This window comes from Streptococcus sp. HMSC056C01, from assembly GCF_001811305.1.
Lineage (GTDB): Bacteria > Bacillota > Bacilli > Lactobacillales > Streptococcaceae > Streptococcus.
Genome location: NZ_KV804201.1, coordinates 15,873 through 40,967 on the forward strand (window position 1 = coordinate 15,873; position 25,095 = coordinate 40,967).

The 25,095-nt window shown below is 40.3% G+C and carries 42 protein-coding genes; all 42 read right to left on the reverse strand.

Annotated features, from left to right (window positions below):
- Position 1: 1 nt before the first annotated feature.
- The 42 genes from HMPREF2795_RS05280 to HMPREF2795_RS05480 all read right to left on the reverse strand — a co-directional run bounded on the left by HMPREF2795_RS05280 (position 2) and on the right by HMPREF2795_RS05480 (position 24,861).
- On the reverse strand, positions 2-667 hold the full coding sequence (locus HMPREF2795_RS05280; RefSeq protein ID WP_049548839.1) for a 3-keto-L-gulonate-6-phosphate decarboxylase UlaD: 666 nt from the start codon (positions 665-667) through the stop codon (positions 2-4).
- Between the two features lie 16 nt (positions 668-683).
- On the reverse strand, positions 684-1,169 hold the full coding sequence (locus HMPREF2795_RS05285) for a PTS sugar transporter subunit IIA (protein ID WP_061863925.1): 486 nt from the start codon (positions 1,167-1,169) through the stop codon (positions 684-686).
- A gap of 76 nt (positions 1,170-1,245) precedes the next feature.
- Positions 1,246-1,527 (reverse strand): PTS sugar transporter subunit IIB, encoded by a 282-nt coding sequence (locus HMPREF2795_RS05290; RefSeq protein WP_000241466.1) that lies wholly within the window; start codon positions 1,525-1,527, stop codon positions 1,246-1,248.
- Between the two features lie 23 nt (positions 1,528-1,550).
- A complete protein-coding gene (locus tag HMPREF2795_RS05295; protein WP_075228411.1) occupies positions 1,551-3,008 on the reverse strand; it encodes a PTS ascorbate transporter subunit IIC in 1,458 nt (485 codons plus the stop codon).
- Positions 3,009-3,138: 130 nt separating this feature from the next.
- Complete coding sequence (locus tag HMPREF2795_RS05300; protein WP_075228412.1) at positions 3,139-3,762, reverse strand: ribonuclease P; 624 nt, start codon at positions 3,760-3,762, stop codon at positions 3,139-3,141.
- Between the two features lie 55 nt (positions 3,763-3,817).
- Positions 3,818-4,774 carry an RNA-binding cell elongation regulator Jag/EloR gene (jag, locus tag HMPREF2795_RS05305; RefSeq protein WP_049504883.1) on the reverse strand — a complete coding sequence of 319 codons (957 nt, stop codon included), beginning with the start codon at positions 4,772-4,774 and terminating at the stop codon, positions 3,818-3,820.
- A complete protein-coding gene (locus tag HMPREF2795_RS05310) occupies positions 4,746-5,615 on the reverse strand; it encodes a YidC/Oxa1 family membrane protein insertase (protein ID WP_186822900.1) in 870 nt (289 codons plus the stop codon). The genes jag and HMPREF2795_RS05310 overlap by 29 nt, the downstream gene beginning before the upstream one ends.
- Entirely contained in the window at positions 5,590-5,961 is a 372-nt protein-coding gene (gene rnpA, locus HMPREF2795_RS05315) for a ribonuclease P protein component (RefSeq protein ID WP_045762469.1), read from the reverse strand. The genes HMPREF2795_RS05310 and rnpA overlap by 26 nt, the downstream gene beginning before the upstream one ends.
- Before the next feature lie 320 nt (positions 5,962-6,281).
- Positions 6,282-7,619, reverse strand: coding sequence for a PFL family protein (locus HMPREF2795_RS05320; protein ID WP_045762468.1), 1,338 nt, complete (start codon positions 7,617-7,619; stop codon positions 6,282-6,284).
- A 9-nt stretch (positions 7,620-7,628) separates the two neighbouring features.
- A complete protein-coding gene (locus HMPREF2795_RS05325; RefSeq protein WP_000644115.1) occupies positions 7,629-7,895 on the reverse strand; it encodes an ACT domain-containing protein in 267 nt (88 codons plus the stop codon).
- A gap of 463 nt (positions 7,896-8,358) precedes the next feature.
- Positions 8,359-8,745 carry a 50S ribosomal protein L17 gene (gene rplQ / locus HMPREF2795_RS05330; protein WP_000331493.1) on the reverse strand — a complete coding sequence of 129 codons (387 nt, stop codon included), beginning with the start codon at positions 8,743-8,745 and terminating at the stop codon, positions 8,359-8,361.
- Between the two features lie 11 nt (positions 8,746-8,756).
- Complete coding sequence (locus HMPREF2795_RS05335; protein WP_000568996.1) at positions 8,757-9,692, reverse strand: DNA-directed RNA polymerase subunit alpha; 936 nt, start codon at positions 9,690-9,692, stop codon at positions 8,757-8,759.
- Between the two features lie 42 nt (positions 9,693-9,734).
- Positions 9,735-10,118, reverse strand: a complete 384-nt coding sequence (rpsK, locus tag HMPREF2795_RS05340) for a 30S ribosomal protein S11 (RefSeq protein ID WP_001118385.1) — start codon at positions 10,116-10,118, stop codon at positions 9,735-9,737.
- 17 nt (positions 10,119-10,135) lie between these two features.
- Positions 10,136-10,501, reverse strand: a complete 366-nt coding sequence (rpsM, locus tag HMPREF2795_RS05345; RefSeq protein WP_000090783.1) for a 30S ribosomal protein S13 — start codon at positions 10,499-10,501, stop codon at positions 10,136-10,138.
- Positions 10,502-10,518: 17 nt separating this feature from the next.
- A complete protein-coding gene (rpmJ, locus tag HMPREF2795_RS10295) occupies positions 10,519-10,635 on the reverse strand; it encodes a 50S ribosomal protein L36 (RefSeq protein ID WP_001808836.1) in 117 nt (38 codons plus the stop codon).
- Positions 10,636-10,659: 24 nt separating this feature from the next.
- Positions 10,660-10,878, reverse strand: a complete 219-nt coding sequence (gene infA, locus HMPREF2795_RS05350; RefSeq protein ID WP_001029883.1) for a translation initiation factor IF-1 — start codon at positions 10,876-10,878, stop codon at positions 10,660-10,662.
- A gap of 117 nt (positions 10,879-10,995) precedes the next feature.
- Positions 10,996-11,634: an adenylate kinase gene (locus HMPREF2795_RS05355; RefSeq protein ID WP_075228414.1), complete on the reverse strand. Its 639-nt coding sequence runs from the start codon at positions 11,632-11,634 to the stop codon at positions 10,996-10,998.
- 155 nt (positions 11,635-11,789) lie between these two features.
- Entirely contained in the window at positions 11,790-13,100 is a 1,311-nt protein-coding gene (gene secY / locus HMPREF2795_RS05360; RefSeq protein ID WP_000465391.1) for a preprotein translocase subunit SecY, read from the reverse strand.
- A gap of 12 nt (positions 13,101-13,112) precedes the next feature.
- Positions 13,113-13,553 (reverse strand): 50S ribosomal protein L15, encoded by a 441-nt coding sequence (rplO, locus tag HMPREF2795_RS05365; protein ID WP_000766079.1) that lies wholly within the window; start codon positions 13,551-13,553, stop codon positions 13,113-13,115.
- 146 nt (positions 13,554-13,699) lie between these two features.
- Positions 13,700-13,882: a 50S ribosomal protein L30 gene (gene rpmD, locus HMPREF2795_RS05370; RefSeq protein ID WP_000057243.1), complete on the reverse strand. Its 183-nt coding sequence runs from the start codon at positions 13,880-13,882 to the stop codon at positions 13,700-13,702.
- Positions 13,883-13,895: 13 nt separating this feature from the next.
- Positions 13,896-14,390, reverse strand: coding sequence for a 30S ribosomal protein S5 (gene rpsE, locus HMPREF2795_RS05375; protein WP_000874203.1), 495 nt, complete (start codon positions 14,388-14,390; stop codon positions 13,896-13,898).
- Between the two features lie 17 nt (positions 14,391-14,407).
- The gene (gene rplR / locus HMPREF2795_RS05380) at positions 14,408-14,764 is read right to left on the reverse strand and encodes a 50S ribosomal protein L18 (protein WP_000624044.1); all 357 of its coding nucleotides are present in this window, start codon (positions 14,762-14,764) and stop codon (positions 14,408-14,410) included.
- A gap of 83 nt (positions 14,765-14,847) precedes the next feature.
- Positions 14,848-15,384 carry a 50S ribosomal protein L6 gene (rplF, locus tag HMPREF2795_RS05385; protein ID WP_000086625.1) on the reverse strand — a complete coding sequence of 179 codons (537 nt, stop codon included), beginning with the start codon at positions 15,382-15,384 and terminating at the stop codon, positions 14,848-14,850.
- Between the two features lie 187 nt (positions 15,385-15,571).
- Entirely contained in the window at positions 15,572-15,970 is a 399-nt protein-coding gene (gene rpsH / locus HMPREF2795_RS05390; protein WP_000245504.1) for a 30S ribosomal protein S8, read from the reverse strand.
- A 213-nt stretch (positions 15,971-16,183) separates the two neighbouring features.
- Entirely contained in the window at positions 16,184-16,369 is a 186-nt protein-coding gene (locus HMPREF2795_RS05395) for a type Z 30S ribosomal protein S14 (protein WP_001085699.1), read from the reverse strand.
- A gap of 17 nt (positions 16,370-16,386) precedes the next feature.
- The gene (rplE, locus tag HMPREF2795_RS05400; protein ID WP_000013542.1) at positions 16,387-16,929 is read right to left on the reverse strand and encodes a 50S ribosomal protein L5; all 543 of its coding nucleotides are present in this window, start codon (positions 16,927-16,929) and stop codon (positions 16,387-16,389) included.
- Between the two features lie 23 nt (positions 16,930-16,952).
- Positions 16,953-17,258, reverse strand: coding sequence for a 50S ribosomal protein L24 (gene rplX / locus HMPREF2795_RS05405; RefSeq protein WP_000497691.1), 306 nt, complete (start codon positions 17,256-17,258; stop codon positions 16,953-16,955).
- 83 nt (positions 17,259-17,341) lie between these two features.
- The gene (rplN, locus tag HMPREF2795_RS05410) at positions 17,342-17,710 is read right to left on the reverse strand and encodes a 50S ribosomal protein L14 (protein WP_000616548.1); all 369 of its coding nucleotides are present in this window, start codon (positions 17,708-17,710) and stop codon (positions 17,342-17,344) included.
- A 25-nt stretch (positions 17,711-17,735) separates the two neighbouring features.
- Positions 17,736-17,996, reverse strand: a complete 261-nt coding sequence (gene rpsQ / locus HMPREF2795_RS05415) for a 30S ribosomal protein S17 (RefSeq protein WP_000440801.1) — start codon at positions 17,994-17,996, stop codon at positions 17,736-17,738.
- Between the two features lie 24 nt (positions 17,997-18,020).
- Entirely contained in the window at positions 18,021-18,227 is a 207-nt protein-coding gene (gene rpmC, locus HMPREF2795_RS05420) for a 50S ribosomal protein L29 (RefSeq protein WP_000772918.1), read from the reverse strand.
- A 9-nt stretch (positions 18,228-18,236) separates the two neighbouring features.
- A complete protein-coding gene (rplP, locus tag HMPREF2795_RS05425) occupies positions 18,237-18,650 on the reverse strand; it encodes a 50S ribosomal protein L16 (RefSeq protein WP_000960948.1) in 414 nt (137 codons plus the stop codon).
- A 3-nt stretch (positions 18,651-18,653) separates the two neighbouring features.
- The gene (gene rpsC / locus HMPREF2795_RS05430) at positions 18,654-19,307 is read right to left on the reverse strand and encodes a 30S ribosomal protein S3 (RefSeq protein ID WP_000529936.1); all 654 of its coding nucleotides are present in this window, start codon (positions 19,305-19,307) and stop codon (positions 18,654-18,656) included.
- 12 nt (positions 19,308-19,319) lie between these two features.
- Positions 19,320-19,664: a 50S ribosomal protein L22 gene (gene rplV / locus HMPREF2795_RS05435; RefSeq protein WP_000818137.1), complete on the reverse strand. Its 345-nt coding sequence runs from the start codon at positions 19,662-19,664 to the stop codon at positions 19,320-19,322.
- Positions 19,665-19,675: 11 nt separating this feature from the next.
- Entirely contained in the window at positions 19,676-19,957 is a 282-nt protein-coding gene (gene rpsS, locus HMPREF2795_RS05440) for a 30S ribosomal protein S19 (RefSeq protein WP_000533766.1), read from the reverse strand.
- Between the two features lie 104 nt (positions 19,958-20,061).
- Positions 20,062-20,895 (reverse strand): 50S ribosomal protein L2, encoded by an 834-nt coding sequence (rplB, locus tag HMPREF2795_RS05445; RefSeq protein ID WP_000512914.1) that lies wholly within the window; start codon positions 20,893-20,895, stop codon positions 20,062-20,064.
- A 17-nt stretch (positions 20,896-20,912) separates the two neighbouring features.
- Positions 20,913-21,209 (reverse strand): 50S ribosomal protein L23, encoded by a 297-nt coding sequence (locus HMPREF2795_RS05450; protein ID WP_001055347.1) that lies wholly within the window; start codon positions 21,207-21,209, stop codon positions 20,913-20,915.
- Complete coding sequence (gene rplD, locus HMPREF2795_RS05455; protein WP_000024549.1) at positions 21,209-21,832, reverse strand: 50S ribosomal protein L4; 624 nt, start codon at positions 21,830-21,832, stop codon at positions 21,209-21,211. Before rplD ends, HMPREF2795_RS05450 begins: the two co-directional genes overlap by 1 nt.
- 24 nt (positions 21,833-21,856) lie before the next feature.
- Positions 21,857-22,483: a 50S ribosomal protein L3 gene (gene rplC, locus HMPREF2795_RS05460; RefSeq protein ID WP_000160197.1), complete on the reverse strand. Its 627-nt coding sequence runs from the start codon at positions 22,481-22,483 to the stop codon at positions 21,857-21,859.
- An 82-nt stretch (positions 22,484-22,565) separates the two neighbouring features.
- Positions 22,566-22,874: a 30S ribosomal protein S10 gene (rpsJ, locus tag HMPREF2795_RS05465; RefSeq protein WP_001284513.1), complete on the reverse strand. Its 309-nt coding sequence runs from the start codon at positions 22,872-22,874 to the stop codon at positions 22,566-22,568.
- 264 nt (positions 22,875-23,138) lie between these two features.
- Positions 23,139-23,762 carry a uridine kinase family protein gene (locus HMPREF2795_RS05470; RefSeq protein WP_075228415.1) on the reverse strand — a complete coding sequence of 208 codons (624 nt, stop codon included), beginning with the start codon at positions 23,760-23,762 and terminating at the stop codon, positions 23,139-23,141.
- On the reverse strand, positions 23,759-24,355 hold the full coding sequence (gene nrdG / locus HMPREF2795_RS05475; RefSeq protein ID WP_075228416.1) for an anaerobic ribonucleoside-triphosphate reductase activating protein: 597 nt from the start codon (positions 24,353-24,355) through the stop codon (positions 23,759-23,761). Before nrdG ends, HMPREF2795_RS05470 begins: the two co-directional genes overlap by 4 nt.
- Positions 24,356-24,360: 5 nt before the next feature.
- Positions 24,361-24,861 (reverse strand): GNAT family N-acetyltransferase, encoded by a 501-nt coding sequence (locus HMPREF2795_RS05480; RefSeq protein WP_075228417.1) that lies wholly within the window; start codon positions 24,859-24,861, stop codon positions 24,361-24,363.
- Positions 24,862-25,095: the final 234 nt, after the last annotated feature.

Below are 25,095 nucleotides of genomic sequence, written 5' to 3' on the forward strand. Positions count from 1 at the left end.
CTTACCCCCAAATTCGTTTGATTTCATCCTTGAAGGCACGCGCTGCTCCTGCTGGATCCGCAGCCTCTGTAATTCCACGACCTGCGATAAAGGTAAAGACATCAACGCCTTCAAAGAGTTTGAGAGTATCTACATCTAGACCACCTGTTACAGAAACACGGAAGCCCATGTCAATGAGTTTTTTAACCTTATTAAGGTCTTTTTCACCCCAAGTTTCACCAGCAAGAAGGGCATCACGAGATTGGTGATAGATAGCTTGTGAGATACCTGCATCTAGCCAAAGCTGAGCTTGTTCAAAAGTCCAATCACCATACAGCTCGATCTGGATTTCGCCACGGTCTCCACGTTCAGCCTTGATAGCCTTTAGAGCAGCTTCCATGGTAGGGATGGTTGCACAACAGATACAAGTCATCCAATCTGCTCCACGAACGGCATTATTTTTGGCAACTGTTCCACCAGCATCGGCACATTTTGTATCTGCCACAATAATCTTATCTGGGAAAAGGCTACGCAAGACTTCAACCAATTCACTTCCAACTTGAAGCAAGCAAACAGTTCCAGCTTCGATAATATCTACTTCCTGACCAACAGAAACAGCTGCTTTAATCGCTCCTTGCAAGTCTGAATGGTCTAATGCAACTTGTAAATTAGGTATTCTTTTTGTCATTTCTTTATTCCTCTTTCTAACTTTCTAAATCCAATCCTTCAAGATAAGGGCTATCCTTAGATTCTTCGATCATCGCCAAGACATCTTCTTTAGTCTGGCAAGCCTGTAAACGTGCAATAGAATCTTCTAATTCAAATAAGGCAATGATTTGTGGAATGGCTACACTTGTGTGAATTTTTGAACTTGTTGCCGCTAGTGCCAACAAAACAGAGACCTCTTTCCCATCTGAAAATACAACAGGATTTTGTAAGGTAATCAATGAAAAGGCATCTCTTTGCACTCCAGCTTCAGGTCTAGCGTGGGGCATAGCCATACCTGGCATTAAGATATAGTAAGGGCCATACTCTTCAGTTGATTCGATAATAGCATCGTAATACTCTGGTAAAATTGCTCCACTTTCAATCAAGGGATCTACTGCTACCTTGACTGCTTCCTTCCAATCGTTAGCCTCTAACCCTAGTCGGATCGAGTCATTGTCAATTAAAGCTTGTTTTAAATTCATATCTGCCTCCTTTATTTAAAGAGGGAGAAGGACAGAAACGATAACTCTCAGTTTCTGTCCAGCCCCCTCCAACCTTTTACTGTAGTGCTTGACTGAGTTTTTCAGTGATTTCTTTATCATCCATCAAGTTGTCAAGTCCAATTAACTTCCCATTAGTCCGACCTTCCAATTCTTGGATCAAATGAAGAGAAGCGATTACGATGTCATAGCCTGCTGCTAAGCCTTTTGCTTCACCAACACTGCATGAATTGACTGTAAAGTCTGTTTGATTAAGCTTACGGAGGGCATTTTCAACCTTCATCTTGATAACCATAGATGAACCCATTCCATTTCCGCACGCTGCTAATACTTTAACCATTTTATTTTCTCCTTTTCTAGAAACTATGCTTCTTCTTGAACTTCACCGTTGTAGTATTTTTCTTTATCTTTTGCTTTGGCAAATTGAAGTTGAGGAATAACAAGCAAGAAGAGACACACAAGTACATAACCAACAATACCGAGGTATTTAAAGATATAGCCAAATCCGAGCCATGGGAATTCAAAGTCGATATTTCCATGGTAACCACCGTAAGATGCTAAGTCGAGAAGGGCTACACATAGAGCTCCTAGGGCAACTTGAAGGACACCTGAGATGAAGGATAGGATAACGGCTGCTTTCCATCCGCCACGCTTATCAGCATAGACCGCGATGGCTGCATTATCAAAGAACACTGGTACAAACCCTGTAATAATAAGGACAGGGTTTTTAAAGACGATGAGCAAGACAATTGTAATCAATTGACCAATCAAACCAAAGGCAAATCCAGACAAGACAGCGTTTGGAGAACCAAATCCATAAGAAGCTGCAACGTCAACTGCTGGGAATGAACCTGGCAACAATTTGTTTGAAATACCTTGGAAGGCATTTGTCAACTCAGATACGAACATGCGGACACCTTGCATCAAAACGAACAAGTAAACTGAGAAGGTGAAGGCTGTTTGGATAATGTACATAAAGAAATCTTGTTTTGCAGGATTGAATAGAGTTCCTGAAGTGATGACTTCTTTATTAGACATAATGTCTGGACCCAAGATTAACAGAATGGCTCCGAAGAATACGAGCATCAAGGTAGCAGATGCAACAACTGTATCGTGGAAGATTGAGAGAAACTTAGGCAATTTAAGATTGTCTAGACTTTCTTCTTTCTTACCAAAGCGTCCTGCCACTTTATCTACAAACCAGATTGCAAATTGTTGTTGGTGACCAATCGCAAATCCGCCACCACCAGTCAGACGTTGAGTTGCCTCAACAGTCATATTTGAACTAACTGACCAGTAAAGGCCACAGATGATACCGATTGCTGCTGTACCATAAGCATTGCGCAATTGTGGAACTAAGAATAGAACCATAAGAGATACAGTCGCAGCTTGTTGTACCATGATGTGACCAGTAATAAAGAGGGTTCTTACTTTCGTAATCTTGCGAAGAGCTACAAGCAAGATATTCACTCCAAATCCAATCAAGAGAGCTGTAGTTGCAGTTCCAACGAAATCTGGAAACTCTGCTGCAATTTTGTTGTTTGCTGCAGCAAGTCCAAAGTAAGGGTCGATAACCGCTGCACCAATTTGGAATTTGTAGTTAAGGGCTGCCAAGATTGGACGGAAAGTTGTAACCAAACCACCAGCACCCACGTTGAGCAACATATAGCCTACTGTTGCTTTAACGAAACCTGAGAAAACATCATGAGCAGGTTTTTTCAAAAGTGCATATCCTATCAACACCAATATACCTACGAAAAATGCGGGATTCTGCAAAATATTGCTAGAAAACCAATTTAGAACACTTGAAATGACTTCCATAATTGTTCTCCTTTTGAATTGTTTTTGTAAGTTTATTATATAATGTGAAAACGGAAACAAAAAGACCAAGAATTACACAGCGGACTGTTCACTCTTGGACTGTATGATTTATGATATTTTACGGCTTATCTTATTTTCTCGTAGCTAGATAAAAGGGAAGAATTGTTTCATAAGATTCCAGTAGGACTTCTAGGATTTCTTCTTCAGATGAATTTTCGGCCACTGGAACATCTATCTTCACCAAAACTTTTCGGACTTCCTGATGGGATAGTTTTTCTCTTAAAATTTGACGATTTTCCTCAGTAGCCTCCATCTTGTGACTTTCTCCATTTGAGTAGACTAGATAGTAAATTCCGTCTAATACTGGAACTTCTAGGACCTTGGCCTGCTTGTCTAAAGTTTTATCATCCTTCTTACGTTCTATAAAACTCACTTCTAGTGAAACTCCAAAATCAGAAGGGCTTCCATATAAACGAAGAGCCAACATAGGCTCTGTCACTTCTCCCTCACGCTGTAGATAGGCCCAGAAATGCGGTCGCAAACGTTGGGCTTGATTCATCCACTGACTCGTCCCTTGGAGATCCCATTCTGGATGTCTTTCTTGAAAAGCCTTGGCTAAGTGTGTAAAGGCCTTTCTGGCCTTCTGCCCCTTGCTCCTCAAATAAAGCATTTTTTCAGCTTCTTGACCTGCCCTCTCGGGTTTTTGATACTGTAAACCAGAGTAAGCTAGATATTCTCTCATTGTATTCAACATAGGATCAACCTCCCTTAGCTAGCAAAAAATCAGGATGCCCCTGATTTTGCTTTGATTATTCTGTATCAACCACAACGTAACGATTTGGCTCATCACCTTCTGAATAACTAGTGACACCCTCCATACGTGAAATAATACGATGGATGATTTTACGTTCGCTGCTAGACATTGGATCAGTCACCTGACTACGCCCCTCTTCTAGGACACGTGTAGCTAACTTCTGTGCATAACTTTGCAAGACTTCTGCACGGTGTTCTACATAATCATTAACATTGATGGTAATATAGAAGGTTCTTGAATAGCGATTATAGAGATAATTCTGTGCTAAAAGTTGGAGAGATTTCAAGACCTTCCCGTGGTAACCGATAATACGGCCCGGTTCATTGGTATCAATTTGCATATTGATAGAACGACGATTTGAAGTGCTTGAGATTGCTCCCTCAACATCCATATCATCAATAATACCTTGAACATAGTTGGTCACTTCTTCGACCACCTGGTCAATATCATAGGTCGGTTCAATCTTCAAACCTAGATTTTCTAAATCATCATTCTGCTCGACTTCTTCCTGCTCTTTAGATTCTTCTGGCAGTAAATCTTTTAAAATGGCAATATGACCAGTCTCCTCTAAAATTGTACTAGCCTCTTTCTCATTTTTTAGAATTTCGGCCTTAACCTCTTCAGAGATCCCTTGTCCTTCTTCCTCGATTTTCTTGATTGCTTCAACAACATGACCTAAGTCTACTGTTGCCTCACTAACAGTCTTAACGGGTTCGTTCTTAGCATTAACTTCCTTTGGAACTCCCTTGACTGCTTGCTGATTTGCCTTCACAACAGTTGTCTCACTAATTGCTTCGATATCAACTTGCGCTGGTTTCTTCCCAAAAAGGCCAAAGAAACCTTTTTTCTCCCTTGAGACAACCTTAATATGCGCCTTCATTCTAGGAATCCCCAATTCCTTCAATCCCGTTTGGATTGCTTCCTCAACAGTTGAACCTGTAAATAATACCATTACAAGATTCCTCCTTACTTTTTCTTTTTCTGTGCTTTCTTGAGAGCTTTCTCTTCTTGATTTCTAAATCCTTCTTAGCCTGTACTCCCGCCTCACGCTCTGCAATAATCTTGAATGGATTGTTGAGCAGATAGGTTTGGAGCACCTGATAAGCATTGGATACCGCCCAGTATAAGGCAACCCCACTTGGTGAATACATGGCAAAGAAGAAAATCATGACTGGCATTGCATACATCATTCCTGTCATGGCGCCATTTTTCTCAACCATGGCCTTATTGGATAACCAGGTGCTAAGGAAAGTAAAGATAGCTGCCAGAATAGGCAAAACAAAAGTCGTATCAACACCACCAAGGTTAATCCATAAGAAATGACCCGTTTTTAGAAATTCTACCCTACTCAAAGCTTGGAACAAGGCCAACAAGACTGGCATTTGGATTAAGATTGGCCAAAGAGAAGCTGACTGTTTGACACCATGTTGCTTGAACAACTGACGCATTTCTTGGTCCAACTTGGTACGGCTCTCCATATCCCGTCCCGGATAACGTTCTCGCAACTCCTTAACCAGTGGTTGTACTTCTTGCATCTTTCTAGATGCCACCATTTGTATCTGAAAGACTGGTAGAAGAATCGTTCTAATCAGAAGGGTAAATAATATAATCCCCAGACCAATACTTGTATCAAATGATAAAAAGCGAATGATTTCAGCAAAAAAATAAACAAATTTACTCCAAAAACCTGTTGATTCAGCTGTAATCTCACTCGTCGTACCACTAGCCGTGCAGGCGCTCATCACAAATAAAGCAAGCACCATTAAGCTAGTCAACTGTAATTTCTTTTTCACTCCCATTTCCTTCCTGGTAAATCTTTGATAACTTTAATACGTGAAGTAGATTTTTCTCCATTTCCGCGTAGTCCAAGATTTCAACACCTTTTCGAGCAATCACAACAAAATCTACATTTTCAACCAGCTGATTTTTATGTTCAATCAGAATATGTCGAATTCTTCTCTTGATCTGATTCCTCGTGACAGCGTTTCCCAATTTTTTGCTGACAGACAGACCAACTCGAAAATGCTGCTCATTATTTTCTAATCGATAAATAACAAATTTACGATTAGCAAAACTCTCCCCTTTTTTAAATATTGCACTAAAATCTTTCTCTTTTTTTACACGAAAGCGTTTTTTCAAAATTCAACTCCATCTATTAAAACTACTACTATTATACCATAATTTTTCAAAAAGCCAATCATAGCAAGGTTTTAGCCCATTTTACAGAATGAAAAAACTAGTTTTATCCTTTAAATCATATTATTTTTTGACAAATTTACAAATTTGAACATGCTACTTTCTCTTGAGATAAAACAAAAGTCACCCTTTGGAGTGACTTTTGTAGGAGATTATTATGAAAAAGTTAGGATTTTAATTAAATAAAGTTAGGAGGTCTTTATTTAATAATAGTAGTATACAGGTCTATCCTTAAACCCAACTTAAACAGATTCAATTTCTTTTTAATTTTTAAAACTATGGATTGGAGCTGGGATTTGTCCTCCACGTGCAATGAAATCAACAGACGATGCACCGTTGACTTTCATGACTGGAGCTGTTCCTAAAAGGCCACCAAACTCAATCATGTCGCCTTCTTTTCCTTTTGGAATAATACGTACAGCAGTTGTTTTCATATTGATGACTCCGATAGCAGCTTCATCCGCAATCATTGCCGCAATCGTTTCTGCTGGTGTATCCTCAGGAATGGCAATCATATCCAAACCAACTGAACAGATAGCTGTCATAGCTTCTAATTTTTCCAAATTAAGGGAGCCGTTTTGCACTGCAGCAATCATCCCCTCGTCCTCAGAAACTGGGATAAAAGCACCTGACAATCCACCAACTTGGTTGCAAGCCATAACTCCGCCTTTTTTAACTTGATCATTCAAGAGAGCCAAGGCAGCAGTCGTTCCATGAGTCCCAACTGTCTCTAGCCCCATTTCTTCAAGAACACGAGCTACAGAATCACCCACTGCTGGAGTTGGAGCTAAACTCAAATCGACAATCCCAAAATCAACTCCGAGGCGCTCACTAGCCATTTGACCAACCAATTGACCAATACGGGTAATCTTGAATGCTGTCTTTTTAACAGTTTCAGCAACAACATCAAAGCTCTGACCACGAACCTTTTCCAAGGCACGTTTAACAACACCTGGACCAGAAACACCGACATTGATGATGACATCTGCTTCACCAACCCCATGAAAAGCGCCTGCCATAAAAGGATTGTCCTCTACCGCGTTGGCAAATACAACCAATTTAGCCGCCCCCATATCAGATAAAGAAGCTGTTTCCTTGATAATGCGTCCCATATCCGCTACTGCGGTCATATTGATACCCGATTTAGTCGAACCAATATTTACTGATGAACACACCTTATCCGTTTCTGCCAAAGCACGAGGAATGGAGTTGATAAGGATTTCATCACCTTTTTGATAACCCTTTTGTACCAAGGCTGAAAAACCACCAATGAAGTCAACACCAATTTTTTTCGCAGCTTTATCCAGTGCTTTAGCTAAGACTACATAATCCGTCGCATCGGTAGCAGCACCAATCAAGGAAATTGGAGTTACTGACACACGTTTATTCACAATAGGAATTCCTAACTCAGCCGCAATTTCATCTCCAACAGCCACTAAATTAGCTGCTTTTGTAGTAATCTTTTCATATATTTTGTCCGCAGCACGATTGATATCTGGATCGATACAGTCCAAAAGGGAAATCCCCATGGTAATGGTTCTAATGTCGAAGTTTTGCTCCTCAATCATTGCGATTGTTTCGGTAACTTGTCTAATATCCATAAATACCTCCTAGATATTGTACATAGCATCAAAAATAGCCGCACTTTGAATATTGATTTTGACATTCAAAGTCTGACCAAAAACCTCAAATTCGTTTCTAAGATGTGTAAAATCTTGTTTTTCATCACTAGATACCACAGCCATCATAGTAAAGAATTCGTCCAAGACTGTTTGTGAGATATCATCAATATTTAAGCCTAATTCAGCAATTTTTGTCGCAACACCTGCAACAATTCCAGATTTATCTTTACCAACAACAGTAATAATAGCTTTCATGATTAAACTCCATTTCTAACACAGAACGATATCATTTTGGACAAAAATAAAATGAAAAAGGAGGATAGAGTAACTAAATCACTTAATAGTGAATAATTATCCAAGTTGAAACCCTAAAAAAATCTCTTAGTTGATCTTGTACCAGGCTAATATTTTTTACCAAGTCGCTAGTTTAGAACTTAAAACTGATAATTTATTGGCACATAACCTCTTTATAGAATATTTTTGAGAAAATGAACATTGTTGATTTTCTTTTTCAATAGTATAGCATATTTCTTACTAAAATACTCAAAAACGCCTGCTTACGAAATTGTTCTTTAGTAAAAAACAATTTCGTAAACAAGCGTCTACCTTATCATCTTATGATGAGTGTTCCCGCTAGGACATAAGTCCTAGCGGTAGACCAGAGCTAGACTAAGAGCACAAGACCCCATCATCATAACACTCAACAAAATTGATGATTTTATACTAATTCGATGATCGCCATTGGCGCTGCATCACCACGACGTGGTTCAGTTTTAAGGATACGAGTGTATCCACCGTTACGCTCAGCATAACGAGGTGCGATTTCTGAGAACAATTTTTGAAGTGCTGTAGTAGAAGTGTACTTATCAGTTGCTTCATCATAGTTTTCAGATGCGATTTCATTACGTACGAAAGCAGCTGCTTGACGACGTGCATGCAAATCACCACGTTTACCTAGAGTAATCATTTTTTCAACAGTTTTACGGATTTCTTTAGCACGAGCTTCAGTTGTCACGATTGATTCGTTGATCAAAAGGTCAGTTGTCAAATCGCGAAGCATTGCTTTACGTTGTGAGCTAGTGCGTCCTAGTTTACGGTAAGCCATTTATTCCTCCTTTATTTATCTTTTAATCCAAGACCCAAATCAATGAGTTTGACTTTCACTTCTTCCAAACTCTTGCGTCCAAGATTTCTTACTTTCATCATCTCTGCTTCAGATTTTTCTGTCAAATCATGCACAGTGTTGATACCGGCACGTTTCAAACAGTTGTATGAACGCACAGACAAGTCAAGTTCCTCAATCGTACGTTCCAAGATACGGTCGTCCGATTCAGTATCAGCTTCTTTCATCACTTCTGCTGACTTAGCAATCTCTGTAAGATTTGTAAACAAATCAAGGTGCTCTGTCAAGATACGTGCTGAAAGCCCTAATGCATCTTCTGGAATAATTGTTCCATTAGTCAAGATTTCAAGGGTTAATTTGTCGAAACCATCATTGCTACCTACACGAGCAGGTTCAACTTGATAGTTGACTTTTGTAACTGGTGTATAAATAGAATCTACAGCAAGTGTTCCAACTGGTGCATTATCTTTTTTATTTTCATCAGCAGGTACATATCCACGACCACTGTTAACAGTCATTGTCGCTTTTAGAGAAGAACCTTCACCGATTGTAAAGAGATAATGATCTGGATTTACAATTTCAATGTCGCTATCTGTCAAGATATCTCCAGCTGTAATTTCAGCAGGACCTTGCACATCTAGTTCAATGATCTTTTCGTCTTTAACGTAAGATTTTACTGCAATACCTTTGATGTTCAGAATGATTTGCATCACGTCTTCGCGAACACCCGGAACTGTATCAAATTCATGCAATACACCTTCGATATTGATAGATGTTACAGCAGCCCCTGGAAGAGAAGCTAGAAGTACACGACGAAGAGAGTTACCAAGTGTTGTACCGTAACCACGTTCAAGCGGTTCGATTACAAACTTGCCATAATCTTTATTTTCATCAATTTTTGTTATATTTGGTTTTTCAAACTCGATCATTTAGTTACTCCCTCTTAAACGAAAAGCAGTGTAAGGTTATGATTATACACGGCGACGTTTTGGAGGACGAGCACCATTGTGTGGCACTGGAGTCACATCACGAATTGCTGTTACTTCAAGACCAGCGGCAGCAAGAGCACGAATAGCTGACTCACGACCAGAACCTGGACCTTTAACAGTAACTTCAACTGACTTAAGACCGTGTTCTTGTGCAGATTTAGCAGCAGCTTCAGAAGCCATTTGAGCAGCAAATGGTGTAGATTTACGAGAACCTTTGAAACCAAGAGCACCAGCTGATGACCAAGCAATTGCATTACCATGCACATCAGTAATCATAACAATAGTGTTATTAAATGTAGCGTGAATATGAGCAATACCAGATTCGATATTCTTTTTCACACGACGTTTACGTGTTGGTTTAGCCAAGACTTTTACCTCCTATATTATTTTTTCTTACCAGCAATCGCAACAGCTTTACCTTTACGAGTGCGAGCGTTGTTTTTAGTGTTTTGTCCACGGACAGGAAGTCCACGACGGTGACGGATACCACGGTATGAACCGATTTCCATCAAACGTTTGATGTTCAAGTTAACTTCACGACGAAGGTCACCTTCAACTTTGATTGCATCCACTTCACGACGGATAGCATCTTCTTGATCTGGTGTAAGATCGCGAACACGTACATCTTCTGAAATTCCAGCAGCTGCCAAGATTTTCTTAGATGTTGGAAGTCCGATACCGTACACATAAGTCAATGAAATTACTACGCGTTTGTCATTTGGAATGTCAACTCCAGCAATACGAGCCATGTTTTCTCCTTTCTATCTTATCCTTGACGTTGTTTGTGTTTTGGATTTGCTGGGCAAATTACCATAACACGACCATTACGACGAATAACTTTACAGTATTCGCAAATTGGTTTGACCGATGGTCTTACTTTCATTTCTTATCCCTCCAAGTTTTTCGATTATTTAAAGCGGTAAGTGATACGTCCACGTGTCAAGTCATATGGACTCATTTCGACAGTAACACGATCTCCCGCTAAAATACGAATATAGTTTTTACGAATTTTACCAGAAACTGTTGCTAAAATCTGATGTCCATTTTCAAGTTCAACCGTAAACATTGCATTCGGCATAGTATCAACTACTTTACCTTCAACTTCAATCACATCGTCTTTTGCCACGCAAAAGTACCTCCATAAATTTCGATTTGATGCCTCTAGACACAGAGACAACAATTATAAGTCAGACTAATTCAGTATAACATTTGTAGAGACATTTTGCAAGCATGAAAAACGCTTTTATTTCAAATTTGTCAATACTTTTTCGATATCTGTAAATACATCATTGATATCTTGATTACCTTCGATATCATGTACCAAACCTTTAGCACGATAGTGGGCAATAATCGGTTCACCTTGGGCAATATTGACATCCAAACGACGTTTTACTGTTTCAGGTTTATCATCTTCACGTTGGTAATAGTCTTCTTCTTTGTAGTCAACTGGTGGGTTGAAAACTTTGTGGAAAGTTTCGCCAGTTTCACGGTGAATGATACGACCACTCAAACGCTCCAAAAGACAATCTGGATTTACTTCGATGTTAATAACACCTTCAAGTTCAATCCCTAATTCAGCTAAAGTTTTATCCAAGGCATGAGCTTGTTCAATTGTACGTGGGTACCCGTCCAACAAGAAACCAGTTTCTTTAATGTCATCTTGTGAGAGACGCTCTTTTACGATACCGTTTGTGACTTCATCTGGAACTAACTCGCCTTTGTCGATATAAGACTTAGCTAAGACACCCATTTCAGTTTGGTTAGCCATTGCCGCACGGAACATATCACCTGTTGAGATATGAGCAACATGGAATTGTTCAACAATTCTTGCTGCTTGTGTACCCTTACCTGCACCAGGTAAGCCCATAATCAAAAGATTCATGATTCAAACTCCTTTTTTATTTTTAAATAGAAGCAAAAATTCATTTCAACTCCTATTTAAAAACAAAATAGAAGAGAGGAGATAAAAATCTGACAAGGTCTTTGATTTTTAAACTCCACTCTCTGAGCAATAGTGAATTTTCTTTTCTATTACAATTATTCTGTTGTATTCATGAAACCAACATACTTACGTTTCAATAAATAACCTTCTAATTGTTTAATTCCTTCAATACCTGTTGAGATAATGATCAAAAGACTTGTTCCCCCAAAAGCAACTACTTCTGAAAGACCGAATAAATCCTTAGCTACAATAGGTAAAATAGAAATAACACCTAAGAAGAGGGAACCGACTGTTGCGAGACGACGAAGAAGTTTTGACATATACTCTTCTGTCCCTTTACCAGGACGGACACCGTGGATATAAGCACCGCTCTTTTGCAAATTTTCTGCTGCCTTCTCTGGATTAATCTGTACAAATGTATAGAAGAATGTAAAGAGGATAATCAACAGAGCGTACAAAGCGATACCTGTAGGGGCTGTTGTAGATAGCAACTCCTGAGCACTACGTACCCAGGCCCAATCAAGACCAGATGCACTTACAAATTGTAAAATTGCCGCTGGTGCTGCTGTAATTGAGCTAGCAAAGATAACTGGAATAACTCCTGCAGGGTTAATCTTCAATGGAAGATAGGAACTTGACGGTGCTCCTTGTGCTACCTTAGTATACTGAATTGGTATCTTATATTCAGCTTGTTGAACATAAGTTGTAAAGTAAACAATCAATAAGACTGCTACAATTAAGATAGCAACAAAAATGAGGGATGAAGTCAAGCGACTGCTTGGTACATTGACAAAGTAGTCAACATAGATACCCTTGATCATATCAGGAATTGAAGCAACAATCCCCGCAAAGATAATCATGGAAACACCATTTCCATAACCCTTATCAGTAATTTGCTCTCCCAACCAAGTTACAATCATACTACCCGCTGTTAGGATTGCTCCAATCACAAGGAAAACTTGTGGTGTTAAAGGAACAGTCAAAAGTTTGGCTCCAGATAAAGCATTAAAACCAGCAGTAATTCCGATAGATTGCACGAATGCAAGAACAAGGGCAATATATCGAGTTGCCTGGTTCAACTTTCTACGACCAACTTCCCCTTGTTTGCCCCACTCTACAAACTTCGGTAATAAATCCATTTGTAAGAGTTGGACAACGATAGAAGCAGTAATGTATGGACTAACACCAAGTGCAAAAACTGAAAAGTTTTTCATGGCATTACCAGACACCAAACTTAACATATTTAGAAAAGATAGACCACTCAAAGCATTCAAGCTATTGGCATTCACCCATGGAACCGTAATGCTAGTCCCGATACGGAAGACAAAGACGATAAAAATTGTAAAAAGAATTTTTGATCGAACTTGCTTGACTTTGAAGGCTTCTCTCAATAATTTAAAAAACATAGGTCACCTCTCTTAGATGACTTCTACTGAACCACCTTTAGCAGTGATAGCTTCTTCAGCTGATTTAGAGAATTTAGCTGCTTTTACAGACAATTTCTTAGTCAACTCACCGTTACCAAGAATTTTGATACCTGATTTTTCAGCTTTAACAATTCCTGATTCGATAAGAACAACTGGAGTTACTTCTGCACCATCTTCAAAGACGTTCAATTGGTCAAGGTTAACAATTGCGTATTCTTTAGCGTTGATGTTAGTGAATCCACGTTTTGGAAGACGACGGAACAATGGAGTTTGTCCACCTTCAAAACCAAGACGTACTCCGCCACCGCTACGAGCTTTTTGACCTTTTTGACCACGACCAGATGTTTTACCGTTACCTGATGAAGTACCACGACCAACACGGTTACGAGTTTTACGAGAACCTTCTGCAGGTTTCAATTCATGAAGTTTCATTATATATTTTCTCCTCTTTTGTAAAATGCTAGCGCCGATAAGAGAGAAAAGGTTGTCTCTCCTATCAACTCGCCTATACCTTTGTCATCAAAGATGACTATATCTAGTTTTAGGGGATGGTATACTGCACATCCCCTAAAATTTAATTAGTTTACTTCTTCAACTGTTACCAAGTGAGATACTGCAGTGATCATACCACGTACTGCTGGGTTATCTTCTTTAATAACAGAGCTGTTCAATTTGCCAAGTCCAAGTGCTACAACAGTTTTACGTTGTGATGGAATGCGTCCGATTGGAGACTTAGTCAAAGTAATTTTAATTTGAGCCATTTTATCCCCTTTCTTATGCCAAATCAGAAACTGAAATACCACGAAGGGCAGCAACTTCTTCAGCGCGTTTCAATTGTTTCAAACCTTCAACAGTTGCGCGAACAATGTTGATTGGAGTATTTGAGCCAAGAGATTTAGATGTAACATCAGCTACACCTGCCAACTCGATAACGGCACGAACAGCACCACCAGCGGCAACCCCAGAACCTTCTACAGCAGGTTTCAACAATACTTTAGCTCCACCGAATTCTGAAATAACTTCGTGTGGGATTGTTGTTCCAACCATAGGAACTTCGATCAAGTTTTTCTTAGCATCTTCTACTGCTTTGCGGATTGCTTCTGGAACTTCTTGAGCTTTACCAGTACCAAATCCTACGCGACCATTGTGGTCACCAACGACTACAAGAGCTGCAAAACGAAGACGACGTCCACCTTTAACAACTTTAGTAACACGGTTAACAGCAACTACGCGTTCTTCTAATTCAACTGCATTGTCTTTAAATGCCATTTTCTAGTGTCCTCCTATTAGAATTTCAATCCGTTTTCACGAGCTGCATCAGCCAAAGCTTTCACACGTCCGTGATATAGATATCCACCGCGGTCGAACACCACTTCTGAAATACCTTTAGCGTTTGCACGTTCTGCAACGAGTTTACCGACAGCAACGGCTTGTTCAGTTTTTGTTCCTTTTGAAACTTCTTTGTCAAGAGTTGAAGCACTTGCGAGCGTTACACCCGCTACGTCATCAATAACTTGAGCGTAGATGCCTGTATTAGAACGGAATACGTTCAAACGTGGGCGATCAGCAGTTCCAGAGAGTTTTCCGCGAACGCGACGGTGGCGTTTTTGGCGGAGTTTGTTTTTATCTGGTTTAGAAATCACAGTTTTCACCTCTTTAGTTTTAAATCGTGTGCTATGCACAAAGTTGGAAATGATATTGGTGGCTGAAAATCAACCACTCAATATTATTTACCTGTTTTACCTTCTTTAAGACGAACATATTCGCCAACGTAACGGATACCTTTACCTTTGTAAGGTTCTGGTGAACGAAGGCTACGTACGTAAGCAGCTGTTTGACCAACTACTTCTTTTGAAATTCCGCTAACAACGATTGTTGTTGGGTTTGGAAGTTCAAAAGTAATTCCTTCTGGAGCTTCAACTTCGTCTGGATGTGATTTACCAACAGCCAAAACAAGTTTTGATCCTTGAAGTTGTGCACGGTAACCAACCCCACGCATTTCAAGTTGTTTCTTGAATCCTTCTGATACACCAATAACCATGTTGTTCAAAAGAGCACGAGTAGTTCCGTGGATAGTTTTCATTTCTTTTGAATCGTTTGGACGGTGAAGAGTTACTTCAGTACCTTCCACACGAATTTCAATATCTTTTGAGAACTCACGAGTAAGTTCTCCTTTAGGTCCTTTTACAGTTACAACGTTGTCATTGTTAGTGATTTCAACACCAGCAGGCAACACGATAACTTTATTACCAATACGTGACATGTTTTTATTCTCCTGTTAAATTGTCAGGCCTTGTCGACCAGTTTTCACGGGGTTAAATCGATTTCTCGATTTAAAGGAACATTTAGGTTTCAACTTCAAAGTGAATCTAGGCATCGTCTCGCAGACATAACTTTGGGTTAGGCAAGAGACGATAACGACGAGTCACAAAGAAATTGGGAGCTAAATATTACCAAACGTAAGCGATAACTTCTCCACCAACGTTCTTTTGGCGTGCTTCTTTATCAGTAAGCAAACCTTCAGAAGTTGAAAGGATAGCAATTCCAAGACCGTTAAGTACTTTTGGAAGGTCTTCACGTTTTTTGTAGACACGAAGTCCTGGTTTAGAAACACGTTTCAAGTTTGTGATAACTTTTTCACCGTTTGGTCCGTATTTAAGGAATACACGGATGATGCCTTGTTTGTCATCTTCGATGATTTCTACGTTCTTAACAAAACCTTCGCGTTTAAGGATTTCTGCAATCCCTTTTTTGATGTTTGATGCAGGTACTTCAAGTACTTCGTGTTTTGCTTGGTTAGCGTTACGAATACGAGTTAGGAAGTCTGCGATTGGGTCAGTCATAACCATTTTATTTTTCTCCTCTTACTAGTAGTTTGCAAGTTGCACTTGCTAGTTAATGATTGAGCTGGGCTCAGATAGTATTGACACATTCAAACAAGATAACTCTCATTTGAACACGAGCTACAACCTGGGCAAAAAAGATAGATTTGTCTTGGAGCATCACTCCTGCACCAAATCTCCTATTTTTGCTATGGTTGTTACGCTCTTTGTATCATGATATTACCAAGATGCTTTTGTTACACCAGGGATTTGACCTTTATATGCCAATTCACGGAAGCAAACACGGCAAAGTTTAAACTTGCGGTAAACTGAGTGTGGACGTCCACAACGTTCACAGCGAGTGTATGCTTGAGTAGAGAACTTCGCTGGGCGTTTGTTCTTAGCAATCATAGATTTTTTAGCCATTAGTTATACCTCCTATATTATTTTGCAAAAGGCATTCCAAGGCCTGTAAGCAATGCACGTGACTCTTCGTCAGTGTTAGCAGTAGTTACGATAACGATGTCAAGACCACGAGTTTTGTCAACGTCATCAAAGTTGATTTCTGGGAAGATCAATTGTTCTTTCACACCAAGTGTGTAGTTTCCGCGTCCATCAAATGATTTTGTTGGAACACCGTGGAAGTCACGCACACGTGGAAGTGAAACTGAAACCAATTTATCCAAGAATTCGTACATACGTTCACCACGAAGGGTAACTTTTGCACCGATCGCAACACCTTCACGAAGACGGAAGCCGGCGATTGATTTTTTAGCTTTAGTGATAAGTGGTTTTTGACCTGAGATAAGCGCCAATTCTTCAGCAGCTTTTTCAAGGCTTTTAGCGTTTGATACAGCTTCACCAACACCCATGTTCAAAACGATCTTATCTACTTTAGGCACAGCCATCACTGATGAGTAGTTGAATTGTTCTGTCAAAGCAGGAACTACTTCATTAAGATATTTTTCTTTTAAACGATTTGCCATTATACTTCTCCTTTCCTTCGTGATTAATCAAGCACTTCGCCTGATTTTTTGTTGTAGCGAACTTTTTTACCGTCTACAAATTTGTAACCAACACGACCAGCTACACCGTTTTTGTCCAAAACTTGAACGTTTGATACGTGGATAGCTGCTTCCTTCTCGATGATACCACCTTGAGGAAGTTCGTTAGTTGGACGTTGGTGTTTCTTAACGATGTTAACACCTTCAACGATAACTTTGTTTACTTTTGGAAGGGCAGTAAGGACAACAGCTTCTGTTCCCTTATCTTTACCAGCGATTACGCGAACTTTGTCGCCTTTTTTTACAAACATTTTTTTCTCCTTTTATTCTTACGCCCAATGGGCACCCTGGCTAAGCCAGGGGACTGTGTTTGTTTGTTTTTGCTCTGTGAAAATTAAAGTACTTCTGGAGCAAGTGACACGATCTTCATGAAGCCACCTTCACGCAATTCACGTGCAACTGGGCCAAAGATACGTGTTCCGCGAGGAGTTTTATCTTCACGGATAATAACTGCTGCGTTTTCGTCAAATTTGATGTATGAACCATCAGCACGACGAGCACCTGATTTAGTACGAACGATAACTGCTTTAACAACGTCACCTTTTTTAACCGCACCACCAGGAGTAGCTTGTTTTACAGATGCCACAATAACATCACCGATGTTCGCAAATTTACGTTTAGAACCACCAAGAACTTTGATAGTCAAGATTTCGCGTGCACCGCTGTTGTCTGCGACTTTCAAACGAGTTTCTGTTTGAATCATTTCAGTTTTCTCCTTTCAGGTTTGATTAGATGATAACCGCTTCTTCAACGACTTCTACAAGACGGAAACGTTTTGTAGCTGAAAGCGGACGAGTTTCCATGATACGAACGATATCGCCTTCTTTGGCAACATTGTTTTCATCATGTGCTTTGTATTTTTTAGAGTAGTTAATACGTTTACCATAGACTGGGTGGTTACGTTTTGTTTCAACTACAACTGTGATTGTCTTGTCCATTTTGTCAGATACAACACGTCCAACAAGAACTTTACGATTATTGCGTTCCATTGAAATTTCTCCTTCCCTAGTCTATTATTTCGCTTCAGATTGAACTGTTTTGATACGAGCGATTTGTTTTTTAACTTCTTTCAAGCGAGCTGTTTGTTCTAATTGACCAGTAGCAGCTTGGAAACGAAGTTCAAACAATTCTTTTTTCAATTCGTTTTCGCGCTTCGCGAGTTCTTCTTGAGAAAGACCACGAAGTTCTTTAACAAATTCTTTTACTTCATTAAGTTTCATGCCTTCTCCTTATTCTGCTTCACGTTTTACGAATTTACATTTAACTGGCAATTTGTGGCTAGCAAGACGAAGCGCTTCGCGAGCGATCTCTTCAGATACACCAGCAACTTCAAACATTACTTTACCACGTTTAACTGGTGCTACCCAACCTTCAGGTGCCCCTTTACCAGATCCCATACGAACCCCGATAGCTTTAGCTGTGTATGATTTGTGTGGGAAGATTTTAATCCAAACTTTACCACCACGTTTCATGTAACGAGTCATGGCGATACGAGCAGCTTCGATTTGGCGGTTAGTGATCCAGTGGCTAGTTGTAGCTTGAAGACCGTATTCACCGAATGCTACTTCTTTTCCACCTTTAGCTTCACCGCGCATTTTACCACGGAATTCACGACGGTGTTTAACACGTTTAGGTACTAACATTGGTTATTTACCTCCTTTAGTGTTTTTACGAGCTGGAAGAACTTCACCACGGTAGATCCATACTTTAACACCAAGTTTACCGTATGTAGTGTCTGCTTCTTCCCAAGCATAATCAATATCTGCACGAAGTGTGTGAAGTGGAACAGTTCCTTCAGAGTATCCTTCAGCACGGGCGATATCTGCACCGTTCAAACGACCTGATACTTGAGTTTTGATTCCTTTAGCTCCAGCACGCATAGCACGTTGGATTGCTTGTTTTTGTGCACGACGGAAAGCAACACGTTGCTCCAATTGACGAGCAATTCCTTCACCTACAAGGTGAGCATCCAAATCAGGTTGTTTGATTTCGATGATGTTGATGTGTACTTGTTTTCCAGTCAATTTGTTAAGTTTAGCACGGAGTGCATCAACGTTAGCGCCACCTTTACCGATAACCATACCTGGTTTAGCAGTGTGAAGTGAAACGTTAACTTTGTTTACTGCGCGTTCAATTTCAATAGTTGAAACTGCTGCGTCAGCAAGTTCTTTTTGAACGAATTTACGGATTGCAAGATCTTCATGAAGGTAATCCGCGTATTCTTTTTCAGCATACCATTTGGCATCCCAATCACGGATGATGCCGACACGCATACCAATTGGATGTACTTTTTGACCCACGATTTTACCTCCTTATTTTTCTGCAACAGCTACAGTGATGTGAGCTGTACGTTTGTTGATTGGTGAAGCTGAACCTTTCGCACGTGGACGGAAACGTTTCATAGTTGGTCCTTCGTTTGCGAATGCTTCAGATACTACCAAGTTAGCTTTATCCAAACCAAAGTTGTTTTCAGCGTTAGCTACAGCTGAGTTCAAAACTTTCAAGATGATTTCAGCAGCTTTGTTTGGAGTGAATGTCAAAATTGCGATTGCATCGGCTACGCTTTTACCACGGATGTTATCAAGAACAAGACGTGATTTACGAGGTGAAACACGTACTGTGCGAGCCATTGCTTTAGCTGAAGTAATTTCTGCCATTTATGTTCTCCTTATTTTCTACGTGTCTTCTTGTCGTCTGCGGCGTGACCTTTGTAAGTACGAGTTGGTGCAAATTCACCAAGTTTGTGACCTACCATGTCTTCTTGGATGTAAACAGGTACGTGTTTACGTCCATCATAAACTGCGATTGTGTAACCAATGAAACTTGGGAAGATCGTTGAACGACGTGACCAAGTTTTGATAACTTTTTTCTTTTCGTCGTTAGCTTGAGCTTCAACTTTTTTCATCAAATGCTCATCGACGAAAGGTCCTTTTTTAAGACTGCGTCCCATTTTTATATTTTCTCCTTTAAATTTTGTACCACAGCGGCTTGCGCTCACAAGGAGCGCTACCGAGCTGGCGGAATTTCCTAGTTGCTTAAGCGACTAGTTTTAAATTATTTCTCGTTGCGACGACGAACGATAAGTTTGTCAGATTTCGCTTTCTTGTTACGAGTTTTAAGACCAAGAGCAGGTTTGCCCCATGGAGTAGATGGTGCTTTACGACCAACTGGTGCTTTACCTTCACCACCACCGTGTGGGTGGTCGTTAGGGTTCATTACAGAACCACGAACTGTTGGGCGGATACCTTTCCAACGGCTACGTCCTGCTTTACCAAGGTTTACAAGTCCATGTTGTTCGTTTCCGACAACACCAACTGTAGCACGACAAGTTCCAAGAATCATACGAACTTCGCCTGATTGAAGACGAACAAGAACGTATTTACCTTCTTGTCCCAATACTTGAGCAGAAGCTCCAGCAGCACGAACCAATTCACCACCACGACCTGGTTTCAACTCAATGTTGTGGACCAAAGTACCAACTGGGATGTTAGCAAGTGGAAGAGCGTTACCTACTTTGATATCTGCTTCAGGACCTGAAACGATACGTTGTCCAACTTCAAGACCTTTTGGAGCGATGATGTATGCTTTCACACCGTCAGTGTAGTGTACAAGAGCGATGTTTGCAGAACGGTTTGGATCGTACTCGATAGTTTTAACAACTGCTTCAACGTTATCTTTGTTACGTTTAAAGTCAACCAAACGGTAGAAACGTTTGTGCCCACCACCTTGGTGACGAACTGTGATACGACCGTTGTTGTTACGACCAGCCTTATTCTTCAAAGCAACAAGCAAAGTTTTTTCTGGTGTGCTTGTTGTGATTTCAGCGAAATCCAAAGAAGTCATATTACGGCGACCGTTTGTTGTTGGTTTATAAACACGAATTCCCACGATATTTCCTCCTTAGATTATTCAGCTTCAGCAGCAAACAACTCGATTGCTTTTGAATCAGCTGTAAGAGTGATGATAGCTTTTTTAGTTTTGTTAGTAAAACCAGTGTAACGTCCAACACGTTTAGCTTTAGGTTTTACGTTGATTGTGTTAACATTTGCAACTTTAACACCTTCGAAAGCAGCTTCAACAGCTTGCTTGATCAAAAGTTTGTGAGCGCGAGTGTCAACTTCAAATACATATTTTCCTGCTTCAAGTTGAGCCATTGAGCTTTCAGTGATAACAGGTTTTTTGATAACATCATACAAATTCATTATGCAAGAACCTCCTCGATTTTAGAGATAGCTGCTTGAGTAACAAGAAGTTTGTCACTATTTGCGATGTCAAGAACACTTGCAGTTGTAGCAGTCGCAACTTTCACGTTTGGAAGGTTACGAGCTGAAAGAGCTGCGAATTCGTTTCCTTCTTCAAGAATAACAAGGACTTTAGAATCGATGCTCAAAGCTGCAAGAACTTTTGCAAATTCAGCAGTTTTTGGAGCTGTAAATTCAAGAGAATCAACGGCTACAAATTTGTTTTCAGCAACTTTTTCTGAGTAAACAGATTTAAGTGCAAGGCGACGAACTTTTTGAGGAAGTTTGTACGCATAGCTACGTGGAGTTGGTCCGAAGACAATTCCACCACCACGCCATTGTGGAGAGCGGATAGAACCTTGACGAGCACGTCCAGTTCCTTTTTGACGCCATGGTTTGCGTCCGCCACCTGAAACGGCTGAACGGTTTTTAACAGCGTGAGTTCCTTGACGAAGGCTAGCACGTTGGCTGATGATGACATCAAACACAACAGATTGGTTTGGTTCGATACCAAAGATTGCATCGTTAAGAACAACTTCGCCCGCTTGTTTACCAGTTTGGTCGAATAATGTTACATTTGCCATTTTGACTGTATTCCCCTTTCCTTATTATTTACCAGCTTTAACTGCTGATTTGATAGTGATAAGAGATTTCTTAGCACCTGGTACGTTACCTTTGATAAGGATAACGTTCTTTTCTGGAACAACTTGTACAACTTCAAGGTTTTGAATTGTTACACGGTCGCCACCCATACGTCCTGCAAGGTTTTTACCTTTGAATACGCGGTTAGGTGCAACAGGTCCCATAGAACCTGGACGACGGTGGTAACGAGAACCGTGAGCCATAGGTCCACGTGATTGTCCGTGGCGTTTGATAACACCTTGGAAACCTTTACCTTTAGAAGTACCAGTTACGTCAACAACATCTCCAGCTGCGAAAGTTTCAACTGTGATTTCAGCACCAACTTCCAAGCCTTCAACGTTTTTGAATTCACGAATGAAGCGCTTAGGAGCCGTGTTAGCTTTTGCTACATGTCCTTTAGCAGGTTTGTTGCTCAATACTTCGCGTTTGTCATCGAAACCGACTTGGATAGCGTTGTATCCGTCTGTTTCAACAGTTTTAACTTGAAGAACAACGTTTGGAGTTGCTTCAATAACTGTTACAGGGATCAATTCGCCAGCTTCAGTGAAGATTTGAGTCATTCCCACTTTTTTCCCTAAGATTCCTTTTGTCATGAGAAAATAGTTCCTTTTCTATATTTTTTATTCAAAAAGTTTTTAACGAGCGTTTTTTATGCTCAAGTTATCAAGCTTTAAATTAAAGTTTGATTTCTACGTTTACACCACTTGGAAGATCCAATTTCATCAAAGCGTCAACTGTTTTTTGAGTTGGGTTAACGATATCGATCAAACGTTTGTGTGTACGCATTTCAAATTGTTCGCGAGAGTCTTTGTATTTGTGAGTCGCACGAATGATTGTGTAGAGGCTACGCTCAGTTGGAAGTGGGATTGGACCCGCAACTTGTGCACCTGTACGAGTAGCTGATTCTACGATTTTTGCAGCCGCTGTGTCAAGCGTACGGTGTTCGTAAGCTTTCAAACGGATACGGATTTTTTTGTTTGCCATCTTTTTCTCCTTTTCGTCTATTTAAGATAATAGGCTAGCTCCACAAGAAAACCGACGCGCGTTGCGTGGCAATGCAACCGAGCGTGTCGCAACCTCTTGCATCAAAGCTAAAGCTGTAATTTACAGCACCATAATAGAATAACACAAAGCCCCTGCGATTGCAAGGGATTTGACAGGTTTTTTTAAATTTTTTAGATGAAACTGTTTTCTTATTCCATTTTAATAAATTTTCATATTTAAGTGCTAGATTATCTGTCTTTTCTTCTATACAATGTTAGTTTTAATTTGAAATTTATCATCTGATTGATCTACCAAGATATCAGCTCTTGACTCGGTTTCTTTATAGTATTGTAGATACTGCTCTCGTCTCATCTGCTGACTAGCCAATATAATGGATGCATCACCATTTCTCACAGTCGTATCTCGAGCTAGTCGTCTCTTTAATTCAGTCTCCTCATCCGTGTAGAAACAAATGGTTTTGTCAAAGAGTTCCTTGGGTAGAAAACCGACAGACATCCCTTCGACAATCAAAATCGTTTTTTCTCCAGATAAGATCTCACTAGCTTTCCAAGGTTCTTCTATTGTCAAGACATCCATACCCGCCTGCAGGGCGAGAATATCTCTCTGCAAACTTGCCAGTTCATGCGCTACTGGCAAACAGGCTGTCACCTTTTGGTCTGGCGCTTGCTTTGGTACTACCAGATGACGTTCAGATGTGATATAGGGATCTGTTTCTAGTAAATTTACCTTTTCAGCATCCAGTACTTGGTATAAGTCTTGAGCAAAAGTTGATTTTCCTGAAGCTCCATGGCCGTAGATACCCAGCGTTTTTACTTTTCCAGTTTCTATCTCTGAGACCAGTTGTTCTATTAAGTCTTTTTTCTTCATTCTCTCTTCACCTGTTCATAGCTTCCTTTTCCATCGTTAAGCTTGTCCCAAATGACTACCTTTCCACTTTGAAGAGACTTTTGCACATCGATAATCCGTTGGTTGGAAGAGCCACGGAACTGCAACATAAGGTTGCGTTTGCTCTTATCATAGCGGCCATCGACTAGGATATCAATCAGGGATAAAAGTTCTAGTTTATCAGGCGTCTCCAACATCATTTCTTCCCAGGTGTATCCTGTCCAAGACCAGATGTCTTTTTCTGGCAATTCCTTTCGAATGCGTTTTACAAGGGGCAAAAGAATACCTGTATTGAGGAATGGCTCTCCTCCTAGCAAAGTCAATCCTTGAACATAGGGCTGGGCTAAGTCTGCCATGATTTGTTCTTCCAATTCTGGCGTATAAGGAATTCCTGCATTAAAAGACCAGGTAGCTACATTGTAGCAACCTTCACAGTGAAACATACAGCCTGCTACATAGAGAGAATTGCGCACCCCTTCTCCATCCACAAAGTTAAAAGCCTTATAGTCAATGATACGCCCTTGACTAAGCTCCTCACTCTTCCACTCGCCTGGTTTTGGTGTATTCCATGTCATGCTTTCTACTCCAACTCTATCCAGTAGCGCTCCGTTCCATTTCGAACATCCTCCAACTCTCCACCATTAGCTAAGATAACAGCTCGGCTTGCTGGATTTTCTGTGCTACAAGTCACCAGAGCCCGATGGATATTCTTTTCCTTGGCAATTTGTAAACCTTGGCGGAGGGACTCTTTGGCGTAGCCCTTACCTCTTTCGGAAGGGCGGATAGAATAACCAATATGTCCACCTTCCTCCAACAAATAGTCATTGAGACGCAATCGAAGGTTGAGGAATCCAACTGCTTTACCATCTTTTGCAAAAGCAACTAACTGAATATCAGGCACCCACCCTTCAGGCAAATTAATCCCCATTTCATGATTCTGATTACTTTCCAACCACTCTTCATAAACAAAATTCTCAACATCCCAAAATCCGCCATCGTGGGCTGATTGAGTCTGTTCAAACTCTTCCATCATCTCTAAAACTGCTTCTTTATCTGCCAATCTTGGTCTGCGTAATTCCATCCTTTTACCTCCTACTAAGAGAAAAGCGAGAGCTGACTCTTACTTTTTCTTGTTCTTATTTAAAAATTGTTCTCTAAGGCTAGCTACTCGGTCTTTTTTATTGACTCCACCCTTTGAATGCTTTTCGTGGAATCGTTGAACCAAGGCCTTACCCCTTATCGTCTAACTGATATTTTCCCATGCTATCTCTTTCTAATTTGTTACTTCATGCCCTGCTGTTTTAATAGTAGAACC